Origin of the sequence: Flavobacterium sp. FlaQc-30 (assembly GCF_044005885.1) — a bacterium.
In the GTDB taxonomy this organism is placed as follows: domain Bacteria; phylum Bacteroidota; class Bacteroidia; order Flavobacteriales; family Flavobacteriaceae; genus Flavobacterium.
Genome location: NZ_JBIPCO010000001.1, coordinates 274759 through 290457, shown reverse-complemented (window position 1 = coordinate 290457; position 15699 = coordinate 274759). Strand labels below are relative to the sequence as shown.

12 protein-coding genes and 1 tRNA gene are annotated in these 15699 nt (G+C 32.3%); 10 read left to right on the top strand and 3 right to left on the bottom strand.

Going from position 1 to position 15699, the window contains the following annotated elements:
* Positions 1-149 precede the first annotated feature (149 nt).
* Positions 150-752 carry a hypothetical protein gene (locus tag ACHRV0_RS01200; protein ID WP_395439642.1) on the top strand — a complete coding sequence of 201 codons (603 nt, stop codon included), beginning with the start codon at positions 150-152 and terminating at the stop codon, positions 750-752.
* Between the two features lie 88 nt (positions 753-840).
* On the opposite strand, the gene ACHRV0_RS01195 is transcribed toward ACHRV0_RS01200, so the two are convergent.
* Positions 841-913: transfer RNA gene (locus ACHRV0_RS01195), tRNA-Phe, on the bottom strand.
* Between the two features lie 103 nt (positions 914-1016).
* On the opposite strand from ACHRV0_RS01195, the gene ACHRV0_RS01190 reads away from it, so the two are divergent.
* From ACHRV0_RS01190 to ACHRV0_RS01165, 6 genes are all read left to right on the top strand, one after another.
* On the top strand, positions 1017-1751 hold the full coding sequence (locus ACHRV0_RS01190) for a type III pantothenate kinase (RefSeq protein WP_129023899.1): 735 nt from the start codon (positions 1017-1019) through the stop codon (positions 1749-1751).
* Positions 1744-2973: a hypothetical protein gene (locus ACHRV0_RS01185; protein ID WP_129023900.1), complete on the top strand. Its 1230-nt coding sequence runs from the start codon at positions 1744-1746 to the stop codon at positions 2971-2973. Before ACHRV0_RS01190 ends, ACHRV0_RS01185 begins: the two co-directional genes overlap by 8 nt.
* Positions 2974-3023: 50 nt before the next feature.
* Positions 3024-3575 carry an LPS export ABC transporter periplasmic protein LptC gene (gene lptC / locus ACHRV0_RS01180; RefSeq protein ID WP_395439641.1) on the top strand — a complete coding sequence of 184 codons (552 nt, stop codon included), beginning with the start codon at positions 3024-3026 and terminating at the stop codon, positions 3573-3575.
* An 8-nt stretch (positions 3576-3583) separates the two neighbouring features.
* A complete protein-coding gene (locus tag ACHRV0_RS01175) occupies positions 3584-3778 on the top strand; it encodes a hypothetical protein (RefSeq protein WP_089052507.1) in 195 nt (64 codons plus the stop codon).
* A gap of 2 nt (positions 3779-3780) precedes the next feature.
* Positions 3781-5040, top strand: coding sequence for a hemolysin family protein (locus ACHRV0_RS01170; protein WP_129023902.1), 1260 nt, complete (start codon positions 3781-3783; stop codon positions 5038-5040).
* 109 nt (positions 5041-5149) lie between these two features.
* On the top strand, positions 5150-7249 hold the full coding sequence (locus ACHRV0_RS01165) for a peptidylprolyl isomerase (protein WP_129023903.1): 2100 nt from the start codon (positions 5150-5152) through the stop codon (positions 7247-7249).
* 244 nt (positions 7250-7493) lie between these two features.
* Here the strand turns inward: ACHRV0_RS01165 and ACHRV0_RS01160 are convergent, their stop codons facing one another.
* Both ACHRV0_RS01160 and ACHRV0_RS01155 read right to left on the bottom strand, forming a co-directional pair.
* On the bottom strand, positions 7494-8408 hold the full coding sequence (locus ACHRV0_RS01160) for a GYDIA family GHMP kinase (protein ID WP_395439640.1): 915 nt from the start codon (positions 8406-8408) through the stop codon (positions 7494-7496).
* A gap of 130 nt (positions 8409-8538) precedes the next feature.
* Positions 8539-9852, bottom strand: coding sequence for a hydroxymethylglutaryl-CoA reductase, degradative (locus tag ACHRV0_RS01155; RefSeq protein WP_395439639.1), 1314 nt, complete (start codon positions 9850-9852; stop codon positions 8539-8541).
* Between the two features lie 180 nt (positions 9853-10032).
* Here ACHRV0_RS01155 and ACHRV0_RS01150 point away from each other — a divergent pair, with 180 nt between their 5' ends.
* The 3 genes from ACHRV0_RS01150 (at position 10033) to ACHRV0_RS01140 (ending at position 15687) form a co-directional block, all read left to right on the top strand.
* The gene (locus tag ACHRV0_RS01150) at positions 10033-12204 is read left to right on the top strand and encodes a S9 family peptidase (protein WP_395439638.1); all 2172 of its coding nucleotides are present in this window, start codon (positions 10033-10035) and stop codon (positions 12202-12204) included.
* A 37-nt stretch (positions 12205-12241) separates the two neighbouring features.
* On the top strand, positions 12242-13951 hold the full coding sequence (locus ACHRV0_RS01145) for a peptide MFS transporter (protein WP_129023918.1): 1710 nt from the start codon (positions 12242-12244) through the stop codon (positions 13949-13951).
* 77 nt (positions 13952-14028) lie between these two features.
* Positions 14029-15687 carry a peptide MFS transporter gene (locus ACHRV0_RS01140; RefSeq protein WP_395439637.1) on the top strand — a complete coding sequence of 553 codons (1659 nt, stop codon included), beginning with the start codon at positions 14029-14031 and terminating at the stop codon, positions 15685-15687.
* Positions 15688-15699 lie beyond the last annotated feature (12 nt).

Genomic DNA, 15699 nt, shown 5'->3' with positions numbered 1-15699 from the left:
AATATAGAAGATATTTTTTTATTCACTTAATACTTTTTTAACAAAAAATAATTATTTGTTGACATTTAGTGTTAATGTAATTTCGTTCAGTTTAAAGATAGGGAAATGTATTTATATTTGAAGTGTATTTTTTTTATCATACTTATTATATGAAGAAGATTTTTGGGTTATCTCTCTGTTTGATTTTTGCGGTTTGCCAAAGTCAGGAAAGAAAAGTTTCTAATGAAAAGAAATGCCAAGCAGTCTTAACGCCTTCGGAAACTCTTCAGTGGGAGTATATTAATTTTATGAAAGATTCTATCTTTTATAAAAGTCAATTTGCAAATTTTGCGAAAATAAAAAATGGAGTCTTACTTTATAGATGGCAAGAAGGAAGCGGAAGTAATAATTTTTTCACAGTTGATTTTGATGAAGACTTTAATGCTTCAATAAGAACAAAAGAGTTTGTCAAGAAAGTTGATTTTTCTACAGCGGATAAAAAAAAGATGAAGTTTATTTCAGAAATTTTAGAAAAAGAGAGTTACTATCAACGATGTCTAAAAGATCATGGTCATAGTCCTTTATATGTATTGATTGTAAGATATAATAATGAAGTAAAGGCTCAGTATTATTCTCCAATGACTAATCTATATGAAATAGAAACGTCAGATACGAACATCAATTTGATTAAGGAAATTTTTAGTATAATGGATCGAAATTATTATAAAAGTATAACGCTAAAAAAGGCAATGAAAAAACGTAAGGATTCTTAAATCTTAGTTTTTTATGTCTGTAGTGCTTTTGCTTAAAAAAAACAGAAAAGGATTAAAAACAAAAAACCCACTCATTGAGTGGGTTTCGTGGTACCTCCAGGGATCGAACCAGGGACACATGGATTTTCAGTCCATTGCTCTACCATCTGAGCTAAGGTACCGTGCTGTGCACATTGCGGGTGCAAAGATAGAATCATTTTTCGTTTATCCAAAACATTTTAAAAAAAAAATCAATTCGTATCTTCGCAGAAACAAAAAGGAAATATGATTTTAACTGTTGATGTTGGAAATACTCGAATTAAAGCAGCTGTTTTTGAGGGAACTGCTGTTTTGGAGAGTTTTGTTTTTGAGAAAAATGAGCTCGAAAAAAAAATTAAAAAAATTTTAGGCAGCTATCAAAAATGCTCAGATTTAGTAGTTGCCTCAGTAGGCAATGTCGAAAAACAATCCTTTTTGATTTTTGAAAAGCAGTTAAAGGTTCATTTTTTTACTCACGAAGATAAATTTCCTTTCTATAATAAATATGCAACACCAAAAACTTTAGGAATAGATAGGATGATTTTGGCAGCAGGAGCAACTTTGCAGTTTCCTAAACAAAACAGATTAGTGGTTGATGCCGGCACTTGCATAACCTACGATTTCATCGACGAAAATGATAATTATTTGGGCGGAGCGATTTCTCCGGGACTTCGTCTTCGTTACGAATCTTTGCATAATTATACAGCCAGACTGCCTTTGCTGAGTTTCGAAGAACCAGATCAATATATAGGAAACACCACAATGCAGGCGATTCATTCAGGAGTTGTGAACGGCTTCGTCTATGAGATTGATGGTTTTATCGATGAATATCGCCGAAACTTTTCAAATTTTATAATAATTTTAACGGGAGGAGATGCAGAATTTTTGGCTAAACGATTAAAAAATACCATATTTGCCAATTCAAATTTCCTTTTGGAGAGTTTGAACCAAACATTTCAATATAAAATCAACAATGATTAAAAAAATTATAATAAGCGCTTGTTTGCTTATATCGTTCGTTTCATTCGCTCAACAAGGTACTGCTTCTCCATATTCTTTTTATGGAATTGGTGATACTAGATTTAAAGGAACTCAGGAATTTAGGTCTATGGCAGGAGTTGCAGTTGAACAGGATAGTATTCACTTGAATATTGAAAATCCTGCGAGTTATGCGAGTTTGCTGCAAACAACATTTACAGTTGGGGGATCGTTTGGAACTTCTACTCTAAAAACAGATACAGAATCGGCAAAAGCACAAAGAGCCACTTTTGATTATTTGGCGATTGGAATTCCAATGGGAAAATTTGGAGCTTCATTTGGTTTAGTTCCGTTATCATCAGTTGGATATAAAATTTTAAATGACAATACAGCCACTCCTGGAGCGACAAGTACTCAGCTTAGCGGTAAAGGAGGTGTAAATAAAGCTTATTTTGGTTTAGGGTATAAAATTAGACGAAATTGGAATATTGGTGCTGATATGCAGTATAATTTCGGAACCATCAAAACAACAAGCGTAGAAGCTATATCAGGTGTGCAAAATTCAACTACAGAGTTAAATACTTCTGAATTGTCTGGTGTGAATTTTAATATTGGTACTATGTATCAGACAAAGATTTATAAAAAAGTTTCGTTGTTTACGAGTTTGAATTACACATTTGCAAGTACATTAAGATCTAATAATACTAGAGAAATTACAGTAAGCGGTGATCCAGATCCTTATGTTTATAATCCAGATGCAGAAGATTTAAAACTGCCAAACAAGTTAACTATTGGAGCTGGTATTGGTGAGGCTAGAAAATGGTTAGTAGGTACTACAATGGCTTTTCAAGGAAATGGAGAATTTGCAAATTATTACAACGCAAACCCAAAAGTTCGTTACGAAAAATATGCTAAATATGCTGTTGGGGGTTATTTTATTCCAAACTATACTTCATTCACAAGTTACTTGAGCAGAATTACTTACCGTGCCGGATTGAAATATGAAAAATTAGGTTTAATAGTTAATAATGAGTCAATAAATGATATTGGGATGACTTTAGGTGCTGGAATTCCAATTCCGGGATATTTTTCAAATGTAAATATTGGAGTTGAATTTGGTAAAAGAGGAACAACGTCAGCGGGATTGATTCAAGAAAACTATGTTAACTTCAGTGCGAGTTTCTCATTTAATGATAAATGGTTTGTGAAGAGTAAATTTAATTAAGCATAACCTAATGTTTTTTTAAGCTCATTACAATTTACTACATTTGGCAAATGATTTTACCAAAAAAATATATTGTTTCTGTTGTTGTATTTGCTGTCGTAACACTTTTTTTTGGTTGCGAAAGTAATTTTAAAGAAGTTCAAAAAATTAACTTCTCAGAGTTTGTTCCGGCAAGTGATGCTGATACGGTAAATATTAAATATACTGACTCAGGACGGATAACAGGAGTTTTGATAAGTTCAAAAATGTTAGATTATTCTAACCTTGATTTTCCGTTTACAGAATTTCCAAAAGGAATAGATGTTACTTTATATGATAAGAAACAAAAGCGTACTTTTATAAAGTCAAATTATGCTGTTTCCTATAAATTTACCAGTATAATTGATTTACAAGGAAAAGTGCGAATAACTTCTGAAGAAGGTCAGGTTTTAGAAACCGAGCAGCTGTATTTTGACCAGAAAAATGAATGGTTTTATACCGAAAGAAAATTCAAACTTACAGATGCTAAGGGAGTTTCTTACGGGCAGGGAATTGATTTTAGTAAAGATTTTAAAGTGATTAATTCGCAGCGAATAAGCGGCGAAATTGAATCAAATGAATAAATATAATTATGGGTTATTTAAAATATACACAATACGTTTACATCCTTTTTGCTGTTTTTTTTATTTATGACGGTGTGACAAAATTAAACGAAGGAAACGAAAGTTATCCAATGAGTTTAATTATTGCCGGAATGGCGGTGTTTATGTTTTTCTTTAGAAGAAGATTTGTCAAGAAATTTGACGATCGTAACAAAAAACAATAAAAATGGAAATTAGTATTATAATATTATGTTTAATACTATCAGCCTTTTTCTCTGGAATGGAAATAGCTTTTATTTCCTCAAACAAAATTTATCTTGGTATTGAGAAAAAACAAGATAATTTCTTGTCGCAAATTCTAACAAAACTTACAGAAAATCCATCAAAGTTTATTGCTTCGATGCTTATTGGAAACAATATAGCATTAGTAATTTATGGCTTCTATATGGGAGATTTAATTATTGGCTGTATTGTTGGTTTTGGTTTTCAATTTTCGGCTCTTTCAACAGTTTTGCTTCAAACTTTAATTTCGACTTTTGTAGTTTTAATTACAGCAGAATTTCTTCCAAAAGTTTTTTTTCAAATTTATGCCAATACATTAATTAAAGTTTTTGCTGTTCCAGCCTACTTTTTTTATCGATTGTTTTATTATTTGTCGACCTTCTTTATCTGGATTTCTGACTTTGTTTTAAGGAAATTTTTTAAAACAGAAGGAGATCAAGTTCAATTGTATTTTAGCAAAGTTGAACTGGGTAATTATATCACAGAGCAAATGAGTTCAGTAGAAGATGATGAAGAAGTTGACTCCGAGATTCAGATTTTTCAAAATGCGTTAGAATTTTCAGGTGTAAAAGCACGTGATATTATGACCCCGAGAACAGAAATAGTTGATATAGATTTGTTTGACAGTATCAAAGATCTTAAAGAGCTGTTTATCGAAACAGGATACTCGAAAATTGTTGTAAGTCAAAATTCGCTTGATGATATTGTAGGTTATGTTCATTCATTTGATTTGTTTAAAAAGCCAAAAACAATAAAATCAGTTTTGATGACTGTGGAGTACGTTCCGGAAACAATATTGATAAAGGACGCACTAAATATTTTGATAAAAAAGCGAAAAAATGTAGCCGTTGTTCTTGATGAATATGGCGGGACTTCTGGTATTATTACTATTGAAGATATTGTCGAGGAGCTTTTTGGAGAAATAGAAGATGAGCACGATTTAGACGAAGAATTGATTGAGCAGGAATTGGGTGAAGGAAAATATTTGTTTTCAACAAGATTAGATGTCGAGTATTTAAACGAAACCTATAAACTTATGATTCCCGAAGAAGATTCGTACGGAACATTAGGAGGTTTTATTGTAAATCATACCAAAGAAATCCCTCAAAAGGGAGATGAAATTGTAATCGACAAGTATCATTTTGTGATAGAACAAGCTTCAAACAAGAAAATCGAGTTGGTCAAAATGACAATAAAAGAGTGATTTTTTTAGTAATTGAAAAAAATTGTGTAAAATAAAACCCTAGTTGTATTGTTATTAACTAGATAATTGTATTTTCGCAAACTGAATATAAAATTAACGATAATTAAAAATGGCAGTTTTAGCAAAAATTAGACAGCGTTCCGCTTTATTGATAGGAGTTATTGCACTTGCATTATTTGCATTTATAATACAAGATCTATTTACTAGAGGAACATTTGGTCAAAGTTCAAAAGATGTAGGAAGCATCGATGGAAAAGATATTTCATTTGAAGACTTTAGAGTTAAAGTTAGTAATGTTGAAAAAAGTGGTCAAGGAATTACTTCCACTGAAGCTGCAAATAGAGTTTGGGATCAAGAGGTTTCAATCGCATTATTATCAACTCAGTTTGATAAATTAGGATTGAGAGTTGGTGAAAAACACTTACTTGAAGTTTTAAAATCAGATCCAAATATTGGTAAAAACCCAATGTTTTTGAATGCAGCAGGAATGTTTGATGTAGTAAAATTTAAAGACTACTTTAAAGCAAACCCTGAAGCGGCTCAATTTATTTCTGAAAAAGAAAAAGATGCTGAGTTAAACGCAAAATTTCAAATTTACAATACTTTAGTAAAATCTGGACTTTACACAACTGCTAGTGAAGGAAAGTTGAAATATGAAATGGAAGCAAACAAAGTAAACTTTGCTTATGCTGCTGCTTTATATTCGTCTATAAAAGATAGTGAAGTGAAAATTTCTGATGATGAAATCGTAGCTTACATGAAGAAAAACGAGAAAAAATTCAAAGCTGATGCTACTCGTGAAATTCAATACGTTTTAGTTGAAGATAAAGCTTCAAAAGAAGACGAAGCTGAAATTAAAGCTAAATTAACAGCTTTATTAAACGGAAGAGTTGAGTATAATGCAAAAACTGGTAAAAACGATACATTGCCAGGTTTCAAAAATGCAACAAACATTGCAGAATTTGTAAACTCAAATTCTGATGTTCCTTACGATTCTACTTATGTTGCTAAAAACAATCTTCCAGCAGTAGATGCTGATAAATTATTCAGCTTACCAGCGGGGTCTATTTACGGTCCTTATGTTTACGGAAGATATTATGCTATTTCTAAATCATTAGGATTTAAAGCTGGTGTTAATGCAAAAGCTAGTCATATTTTAATTGGTTACGAAGGATCTCAAACTCCAAGTCCAAAAGAAAAAAGAACAAAAGAAGAAGCAAAAGCTAAAGCTGAAGAAATTTTAGCTCAAGTTCAAGCTAATCCAGATAGTTTTATGATGCTTGCTTTTACAAGCTCTGATGATTCATCTGCACAGCAAGGTGGTGATTTAGGATATTTTGGTCAAGGTCAAATGGTAAAACCATTCAATGATTTTGTATTCAATAACGGAATTGGAAAAGTTGGTTTAGTAGAAACTCAATTCGGTTTCCATATTATCAAAATTACAGATAAACAAGACGGTATTCGTTTAGCTACAATTGCACAAAAAATTGAGCCATCTGAAGTTACTTCTGATAAAGTATTTACATTAGCAACGAAATTTGAAATGGATGCTGCTAATAAAGATTTTGCTGCTACAGCAAAAGAATTAGGTTTAAAAGTTGCTGCGCCGGTTACTGCAAAAGCAATGGATGAAGCATTTGGTCCGTTAGGAAATCAAAGAAACATCATTAGATGGGCATTTGACAAAGAAACAAGTACAGGAGATGTAAAACGTTTTGAAATAGCTAATATTGGTCACGTAATTGCACAATACAAAAGCGAAAACAAATCAGGTTTAGTTTCTGTTACTATGGCAAGACCTTATGTTGAGCCAATCTTGAAAAACAAGAAAAAAGCTGAAATGTTGAAAGCTAAAATGACAGGTTCAAGTATTGAAGCTATCGCTAAAAGTGCTGGTGTAGCTGTACAACAAGCTGCTAATGTTACTTTAGAGAATCCAGTTTTACCTGGAGGAGTTGGGCAAGAGCCTAAAGTTGTAGGTAATGCATTTGCTTTAGCAGCTAATAAAATTTCTGCTCCAATCGAAGGAAACACTGGAGTTTATGTAGTGAAAAACATAAGCACAGTTAAAGCTCCGGCTCTTCCAAATCATGCAGAGTATATTGCTAAAGTAAAAGCTCAAAGCGCATCTGATGCAGGAAGAATTTTACCAGCATTAAAAAACAATGCTAAAATCGAAGATAACAGATTACAATTTAACTACTAATATTTAGTAATTAAATTAAAAATATAAAACCCGAAGTGTTCTACTGGATACTTCGGGTTTTTTCGTTTACTAGTATTTTAAATGTGGAAAAGGAGAAAGAGAATATAGTTTTGATTTTTATCAAAAAACGTTTCAAAAAGAGAGTTCTCTCTTTAGCAAATTAGTATAATAGAATAAAACAGAATCTAAAAAAGCGTCACATAGTATGTGAAGAGCAAATTGATTTAGTTTGTGTTAATTGTCTCTATTCTTGTAGAATCATTTCATCATAAGAAAGAATAGTTTCGTATCCTTTTGATGAAAAATAGGCTTTAGGATTTTCTTCAGAAACAGCCATTACAAAATCTCCTCCCCAAGCACCAAGACTTTTTATAGTGCCATTAAAGTCAGGAAAAGCAACTTCTTTAATAGTTTCAATTTCAAGAATATTACTTAAGTGGATTTCGTGTTTTTCTAATGCATATTCAAACTCCTTTAAAGTCTTAGCGTTCAAGATTGCCTTAGTAATTTTATTGTTTTCAGCAACGCTTTTGGTTAGATTTTGATCTTTATGCCTGTTATAAGCATGTATCGCTGCTTTGCTGTTTTGCTTTTTATTTAGATAAACAAAGAAAATGTTTTTTGTAAAATCAGGTTTAAAAGAAACAGGTTCTACATTGTTGTTTTCTATTTTGTAGAGAATCGGCGTATTATTTTGAGCACAGGCAATATCGTAACCACTTCCTCCAAAACTGTTTTTAAGTAGTGTAAAAGCATTAACTTTTGTCCATTGAGCAATGTTGTTAATTAGGGTAGAAGATGTTCCTAATCCCCAATTTTTTTGAAAAGTAAGATGCGTGCTAATTTTGTACCCATTAGATTGCGTAATGAAATCTGAATTTAACAAAAAAGCCTCATGAAGAATATCAATTAAAGTTGTTCTTACAGTTTCGATTTCTGAATCAGCGTTGGTTATAATTTCCTCAAATGTAAAAGTGTCTTCAAACCAAATTTTTTGATCGTAGTCGTAGCTTTTCCATTCAATAATTTTATTATCTCTATTTTCTACAACTAAATTTTGACCAAATTTTGTTGGCAGTGCAAATGCATCCGCACCATCTAGAACTAAGTATTCTCCAGAAATGAGTAATTTTCCGTTGCTGTAAAAGGTTGTTGACATACTTTGTCTTTATTATGTAAATTCCAATACTTTAAAATGCTGCGCCTGTTCGCTTTCGCTCGAGTCCAAATTCCAATTTTAGGATTTGGAATTTGCTTAAAAGCTTTAAATATTGGAATTTTTAATTCGGTTATTTTCTTAAGTTTTCAATAAATTCAACTACAGCACTATGAGAAACGGCAGTTTTCTTGAAATGTGATTTGATTAAATGACGTTCTTCGCTTGTAGCTTCAAATTGATTGATGATGTTGTTCAGGTGCATTTTCATGTGTCCTTCCTGAATTCCAGTTGTAGTTAAAGAACGCAATGCAGCGAAATTTTGCGCTAAACCTGCAACGGCAGTAATTTCCATTAATTCTCTCGCTGAAGGTTTTTGAAGAATTTCTAAACACAATTTTACCAAAGGATGCAGCGAAGTTAGACCTCCTACTGTTCCTAAAGCTAAAGGTATTTCTAGCCAGAAAGTAAAAATTCCGTTTTCAATTTTAGCATGCGATAAACTTGAATACTGCCCATTTTTTGATGCATAAGCATGAACTCCAGCTTCAATAGCTCTAAAGTCATTTCCAGTCGCTAAAACCACAGCGTCTACACCATTCATAATTCCTTTATTATGTGTGACTGCCCTAAAAGGTTCAACTTCGGCAATTTGAACAGCTTGCACAAAACGTTCTGCAAATTCCAGCGGATTTTGGATGTGTTTTTCGGCTAAATCTTCAATAGGGCACGAAACTTCGGCTCTTACAACGCAATTTGGAACATAATTAGATAAAATGCTCATTATTACTTTCAAGCTTTCTTCATCAGAAAATAAAGCAGAATCTTGAAATTCTTCTTTTAAAGTTGATGCAAATTGTTCTAAACAAGAGTTTATGAAATTTGCGCCCATACTGTCTTTTGTTTCGAAAGTGGCGTGAAGTTGAAAATAATTTTCAAGTAAACTTCTTTTGTCCTTTAACTGGATATCTAATATTCCTCCGCCACGCTGCTGCATATTTTTTGTAATGCTTTGTGTGTCAGAGAAGAATTTTGATTTTATTTCTTGAAAGAAAGTTTGAAGTTTTTCAACATCTCCATTATAGGTAAAATGAACCTGACCTATTTTTTCAGTATCAATAATTGTTGTTTTAAAACCTCCACGTGTCGACCAGAACTTCGCGGCTTTTGATGCTGCAGCAACAACTGAACTTTCTTCAATTGCCATTGGGATGGTTTTGTATTTTCCGTTTATTAAAAAGTTCGGAGCAACTCCAAGTGGAATATATAAATTTGAAATCGTGTTTTCTATAAATTCGTCATGCAATTGTTGGAGCTTTTCGTCTGAATTCCAGTAATTTCTTATAATATTTAGTGCCTCTTCAGGCGTTGAAAAATATTCATTTGCAATCCAGTTTATTTTTTCCTTTTTGGATAATTTAGAAAATCCGGCAACAGCGTTGTTCATTCTCAGTATATTAAATAATATTGTTGTGGCAAAGATACTATTTTAAGAGTTTTGTTTGCAATGTATTTCAAACTTGAAAATACGCAATCGTTATTTTTTTTAACATTTAACACTTAAAATGTGTATTATGTTTATTTTTTTTACTAAAATTGGGCTCTTTTTATATTTAAAATAATTCTGATGAATACAAGTAAAATTACTGTTGTGCTTTTGTTAATAGTTGCGACAGTTTTTGGGCAGCAAAAGATAACGGTTGAAAACATCTACGGCGGGGCATTTCGGGCAAAAGGAATGGATGCATTGCAATCTTTAAAAAACACAAACCAATATACGGTTTTAAATGTTGACCAAGCCAGTAGGAGTATGCAGATCGATTTATATGACTTTGCAACTCTAAAAAAAGTATCAAACTTAATAGATACTAAAAACCATAAAGCACTTTCAGACGGAATTGACAGCTATACTTTCGATGCTTCAGAAAAAAAGATTTTAATTGCCTGCAATTCTAAAAAAATCTTCCGTCACTCTTTTACAGCAGATTATTTTTTATATGATATTGCTTCTAAATCACTAACAAAACTTGTCGATTTTCAAATTCAAGAGCCAACTTTTTCTCCTGATGGAACTAAGATTGCTTATGCAAAAGAAAATAATTTATACGTTTACGACTTAGCGTCAAAAAAATCTACTGCAGTAACTACCGATGGAAAGAAAAATGCAATTATAAATGGTATTACTGACTGGGTTTATGAAGAAGAATTTGCTTTCGTACGTGCTTTTGATTGGAGTAAAGACAGTAAAAAAATAGCTTATATTCGTTTTGACGAAAGTCAGGTTCCTGAGTTTTCGATGTCGATTTTTCACAAAGATTTATATCCAACGATTGAAACGTTTAAATATCCTAAAGCTGGAGAAAAAAATTCAGTAGTTTCATTACATATTTATGATGCTGCGGGAAATACTTCTAAAAAAGTTGATTTAGGAAATTACAATGACTTTTATATTGCAAGATTGCAGTGGACAAATGATAACAATACATTATCAGCTCAGGTTTTAAATCGTCATCAAAGTAATCTTGATTTGTTATTTGTTGATGGAACGACAGCTGCCGCAAAAGTGGTTTTAAATGAAAAAGACAAAGCTTATGTAGATGTTACGGATAACTTAACATTCTTAAAAGATAATAGTTTTATCTGGACAAGCGAAAAAGACGGTTTCAATCATATCTATCTTCATGATAAAACTGGAAAACTTAAAAATCAGGTTACAAAAGGAAACTGGGAAGTAGTTTCATACTACGGTTTCGACGAAAAAACAAAAACTATTTTCTACCAATCTACAGAAAATGGTTCTATCAATAGAGATGTTTACAGAATTGGTTTAGACGGAAAAAGCAAAACTCGTTTAACTTTTAAAGTTGGAACAAGTGCAGCGACATTTAGCCCTAATTTCCAATTTTTTATTAATACTTATTCTAGCGCTTCTCAACCAACAACTTATACTTTAAATGAGGCTAAAGCTGGAAAGGAAATTCAAGTAATAGAAAACAATCAAGCGCTTGCAGATAAATTGAAGGCATATAATCTTCCTGCAAAAGAATTTTTTGTTTTAAAAACAGCTAAAGGAAACGAATTGAACGCATGGATCATGAAGCCAAAAGATTTTGATGCTTCAAAAAAATATCCTGTTTTCATGTATCAATATTCTGGTCCAGGATCGCAGCAAGTAAATAACGATTGGAACAACTCTGATGATTATTGGTTTGCTTCTTTAACACAACAAGGATACATTGTAGCTTGTGTTGATGGTAGAGGAACTGGTTTTAAAGGTGCCGATTTCAAAAAAGTGACTCAAAAAGAATTAGGAAAATACGAAGTTGAAGATCAAATTGATGCGGCAAAAGTAATTGGAGCTTATCCTTATGTTGATGCTTCAAGAATTGGAATCTTCGGATGGAGTTATGGCGGATTTATGGCTTCGAACTGTATTTTTCAAGGAAATGATGTGTTTAAAATGGCAATTGCTGTTGCGCCGGTTACAAACTGGAGATTTTATGACAGCGTTTACACAGAAAGATACATGCAGACTCCACAGGAAAATGCGAGCGGGTACGATCAAAACTCTCCAATAAACCACGTTGATAAATTAAAAGGGAAGTTTTTATTGATTCACGGATCTGCTGATGACAACGTTCATGTTCAAAATTCAATGCAAATGATGGAAGCGTTAATTCAAGCAAATAAACAGTTTGATTCTCAGATTTATCCTGACAAAAACCATGGTATTTATGGCGGGAAAACCAGAATTCAGCTTTATAATAAAATGACTAACTTTATCAAAGAAAATTTATAATCTAAAAATATATTAACCTAAAATAATAATGAATAATATGGGAGAAACTCAAGTAAAAACTGCGCATCCAAAAGGTCTTTGGGTATTATTTGGAACAGAGATGTGGGAGCGATTCAATTTTTATGGAATGCGAGCTATTTTAACGTTATTCATGGTAAACGCTTTAATGCTAGGGGAGTCAAATGCCTCAATTATTTATGGCGGCTTTTTAGCACTATGTTATTTAACTCCGCTTTTAGGTGGATTTATTGCTGATAAATATTTAGGAAACCGAGCATGCATTATATTAGGAGGATCATTAATGGCTATAGGGCAATTTTCTTTGTTCTATAGTGCTACAATTTATGATACTACTTTAGGTCTTTCAAAAACTGTTTTTTGGTTGGGCTTGTTTGTTATTATATTTGGTAATGGTTTTTTTAAGCCTAATATCTCTTCTATGGTTGGAAGTTTGTATCCACCGCAAGAAAAAACAAAATTAGATTCAGCATTTACTATTTTTTACATGGGAATTAATATTGGGGCATTATTGAGTCAATATTTTGTTCCATTGATTGCAGATGTTAAAGTAAATGGAGTTCAAGACCCTACCGTTTTTAAATGGGGTTATTTGATGGCTGGTATAGCAATGGTTTTAGGAACTATAATTTTTATTTTTCTTAAAGATAAACATGTAATTTCTCCAGATGGAAGTCCAATAGGTACAAAGCCAAATAGAAATAACACTACAGGAGAGGTGTTAGATCAAGCTAAATTCGCAGGTAAATCCATTGCATTTGTTACAGCTTTATTTTTTGTTTTGTTTTTTATTTTTAGATACCTATTAGTTGGTGAATTTGGATTTACCAATTTTGAGATTGGGACTCTTGTAAAAGGAATAATATATCCAATTATATATGGTGCAGGAATTTCATTGGCTGTTTTAATTTTGTTAGACTCGACTCTTACTAAAGTTGAAACGCAAAGAATTTTAGTGATTTATATTATTTCATTTTTTATTATTTTCTTTTGGGCAGCATTTGAACAAGCAGGTTCTTCTTTAACATTTATTGCTTCAAATCAAACTGATAGAAACATAATGTTTGGTTGGGAAATGCCGGCTTCTATGGTTCAAATATTTAATGGGATTTGTATCGTTTTATTAGCAGTGCCATTTAGTATTCTATGGGATAAATTGAGAGCTTCTAATAGAGAGCCTATTTCACCTATGAAACAAGCGTTAGGTTTGGCAATTATTTCATTAAGTTATTTTATTATTGCGCATAATGTAAAAGATATTGGAAACACTGGACTACTAGCTATTAAGTGGCTGATTTTGTTATATTTTATTCAATCATGTGCAGAGTTATGTCTATCGCCTATAGGACTTTCGTTAGTTGGTAAACTTGCTCCTAGACGATTTGCATCATTATTATATGGGGTTTTCTTTATTTCAAATGCGGCAGGTTATGCGTTAGCCGGGACATTAGGAGCATTGATTCCTGCAACTGGAGATAAGTTCAATAAAGCAAAAGAATTGGGAATAGATTTACAGGCTGTTTTAGATAAAACAGTTGTACCTACAGCAGAACAATTACAATTATTGGATAAAAATCAAATTATGAATCATAATCCTGTTTTTGCAGGATTCGAAATCCATAATTTATACGAGTTTTTTATGGTGTTTGTTGTTCTTACTGGAATCGCGGCAATTATATTATTTGCTTTGACTCCATTTTTAAAGAAAATGATGCACGGTGTTAGATAAATAATTGTAATAATATATAAAAAATTACCTACAGGTTTAGGCTTGTAGGTAATTTTAATTTTAAAGAGTTTGTAAATATGTGGAATAAGCACCCAAAAGCACTGCCTTATTTGTTTTTATCTGAAATGTGGGAACGTTTCGGTTATTATTTAATGATTGGAATTTTTACTTTATATCTTAAAGATGTAGAAAGTGGTTTTGCCATGACCGAGAAAGAAGCTTCTGATTTATACGGAACCTTTATCGCATTAGTTTTTCTTACTCCTTTTATTGGCGGCTTAGTGGCTGATCGATATTTAGGATATAAAAAGTCTATTGTTTTTGGTGGAATTTTAATGGGTATTGGTTACTTCTTAATGGGAGTACATGATATTACGGTACTTTATATAGCTATGACTTTGGTAATTATTGGGAACGGTTTTTTCAAGCCCAATATTTCTACATTGTTAGGAAGTTTTTATACCAATGAAGAATATAAGGATAAAAAGGACGAAGGCTACAATATTTTCTATATGGGAATAAATGTTGGGGCTTTTATTTGTAATTTCTTTGGTGCCGCTTTGCAGATTCTTTTAGGCTGGCATTGGGCTTTTATGGCTGCAGGTGTTGGAATGTTTATAGGTGTAATTGTATTTTTATTAGGAACTAAACATTACGTAGGACACGATCAGAAAAAAGGTGTGCAAGAAGGCGATATGCCATTTTATAAAATAATACTTTTTATTTTATTGCCGTCATTTGTTTTTGGGGCAATAGGCTGGTTGATAAAAGGAGTTGCATCAGATACTAATTTGAATAGTGCAATCTTTGGTTCAGACAGTACAGATGCCTTTATCTTTGCTTGTATTCCAATCGTTTTGTTTTACGGATCGCTTTATGTTAGAGCCAAAGCAGAAGACAAACGTTCAATAGGAGCTTTATTGGCTATTTTTGGCGTAGTGATTTTATTTTGGGGTGTTTTTAAACTTAATGGTTCAGCACTTACAACTTGGGCAGATCGTTATACAGATCGAGAAGTAACTGGAACAGCTGGTCAGGTTGTTGGTAAAATCAAATTAGCAAAAGAAGTAGAGTATAAAAAAGAATCAACAGAGCTTTATGATGACCAGTTTCGTTTACAAAAAGTAAATGGAGTTGTTCAAAAAGAAGAGAATTATCCATTGTATTTTAGAAATGTCGCTCCAGAAAAACTGCCTGCCGAAGGTAGTAAAGTGCATCTTTGGGCTACAAACTTAAGTCAGTCTATTAATCCAGGCTGGGTAATCATATTGACACCTTTGGTTGTTGCATTTTTCTCTTTTTTAAGAGCGAGAAAAAAAGAACCTTCAACACCTACAAAAATTGCTTTTGGATTGTTAATTTCGGCCTTGTCTGTTTTGGTTATGATAGCAGCTGTAAAAATTGGCGGCAACGGAACAGAGAAAGTCAGCGTTTGGTGGTTAGTGGCAAATTACGGTATCATCACAATTGGGGAGCTGTTTTTAAGCCCTATGGGATTATCTGTAGTTTCTAAATTAAGTCCAGTTAATATTACTTCATTAATGATGGGAGGTTGGTTTTTATCAACTTCAATAGGAAATAAGTTGAGTGGTGTTTTGGCGAGTATGTGGGATACCTATGATAATAAAGTCAACTTTTTTTGGGTTAATTTTGCGTTGCTGATGTTTGCGACTGTGCTGATGTTTGCTTTAGTAAAACAGCTTAACAAGGTGATGAAAGAAAGAGGAATCAATTAATTATAAATATAT

What these genes read in the sequence shown, in the direction of transcription:
- ACHRV0_RS01200 (WP_395439642.1), top strand. Translation starts at nt 150, where the DNA reads ATGAAGAAGATTTTTGGGTTATCTCTCTGTTTGATTTTTGCGGTTTGC.
- ACHRV0_RS01190 (WP_129023899.1), top strand. Translation starts at nt 1,017, where the DNA reads ATGATTTTAACTGTTGATGTTGGAAATACTCGAATTAAAGCAGCTGTT.
- ACHRV0_RS01185 (WP_129023900.1), top strand. Translation starts at nt 1,744, where the DNA reads ATGATTAAAAAAATTATAATAAGCGCTTGTTTGCTTATATCGTTCGTT.
- lptC (WP_395439641.1), top strand. Translation starts at nt 3,024, where the DNA reads ATGATTTTACCAAAAAAATATATTGTTTCTGTTGTTGTATTTGCTGTC.
- ACHRV0_RS01175 (WP_089052507.1), top strand. Translation starts at nt 3,584, where the DNA reads ATGGGTTATTTAAAATATACACAATACGTTTACATCCTTTTTGCTGTT.
- ACHRV0_RS01170 (WP_129023902.1), top strand. Translation starts at nt 3,781, where the DNA reads ATGGAAATTAGTATTATAATATTATGTTTAATACTATCAGCCTTTTTC.
- ACHRV0_RS01165 (WP_129023903.1), top strand. Translation starts at nt 5,150, where the DNA reads ATGGCAGTTTTAGCAAAAATTAGACAGCGTTCCGCTTTATTGATAGGA.
- ACHRV0_RS01160 (WP_395439640.1), bottom strand. Translation starts at nt 8,408, where the DNA reads ATGTCAACAACCTTTTACAGCAACGGAAAATTACTCATTTCTGGAGAA.
- ACHRV0_RS01155 (WP_395439639.1), bottom strand. Translation starts at nt 9,852, where the DNA reads ATGAACAACGCTGTTGCCGGATTTTCTAAATTATCCAAAAAGGAAAAA.
- ACHRV0_RS01150 (WP_395439638.1), top strand. Translation starts at nt 10,033, where the DNA reads ATGAATACAAGTAAAATTACTGTTGTGCTTTTGTTAATAGTTGCGACA.
- ACHRV0_RS01145 (WP_129023918.1), top strand. Translation starts at nt 12,242, where the DNA reads ATGGGAGAAACTCAAGTAAAAACTGCGCATCCAAAAGGTCTTTGGGTA.
- ACHRV0_RS01140 (WP_395439637.1), top strand. Translation starts at nt 14,029, where the DNA reads ATGTGGAATAAGCACCCAAAAGCACTGCCTTATTTGTTTTTATCTGAA.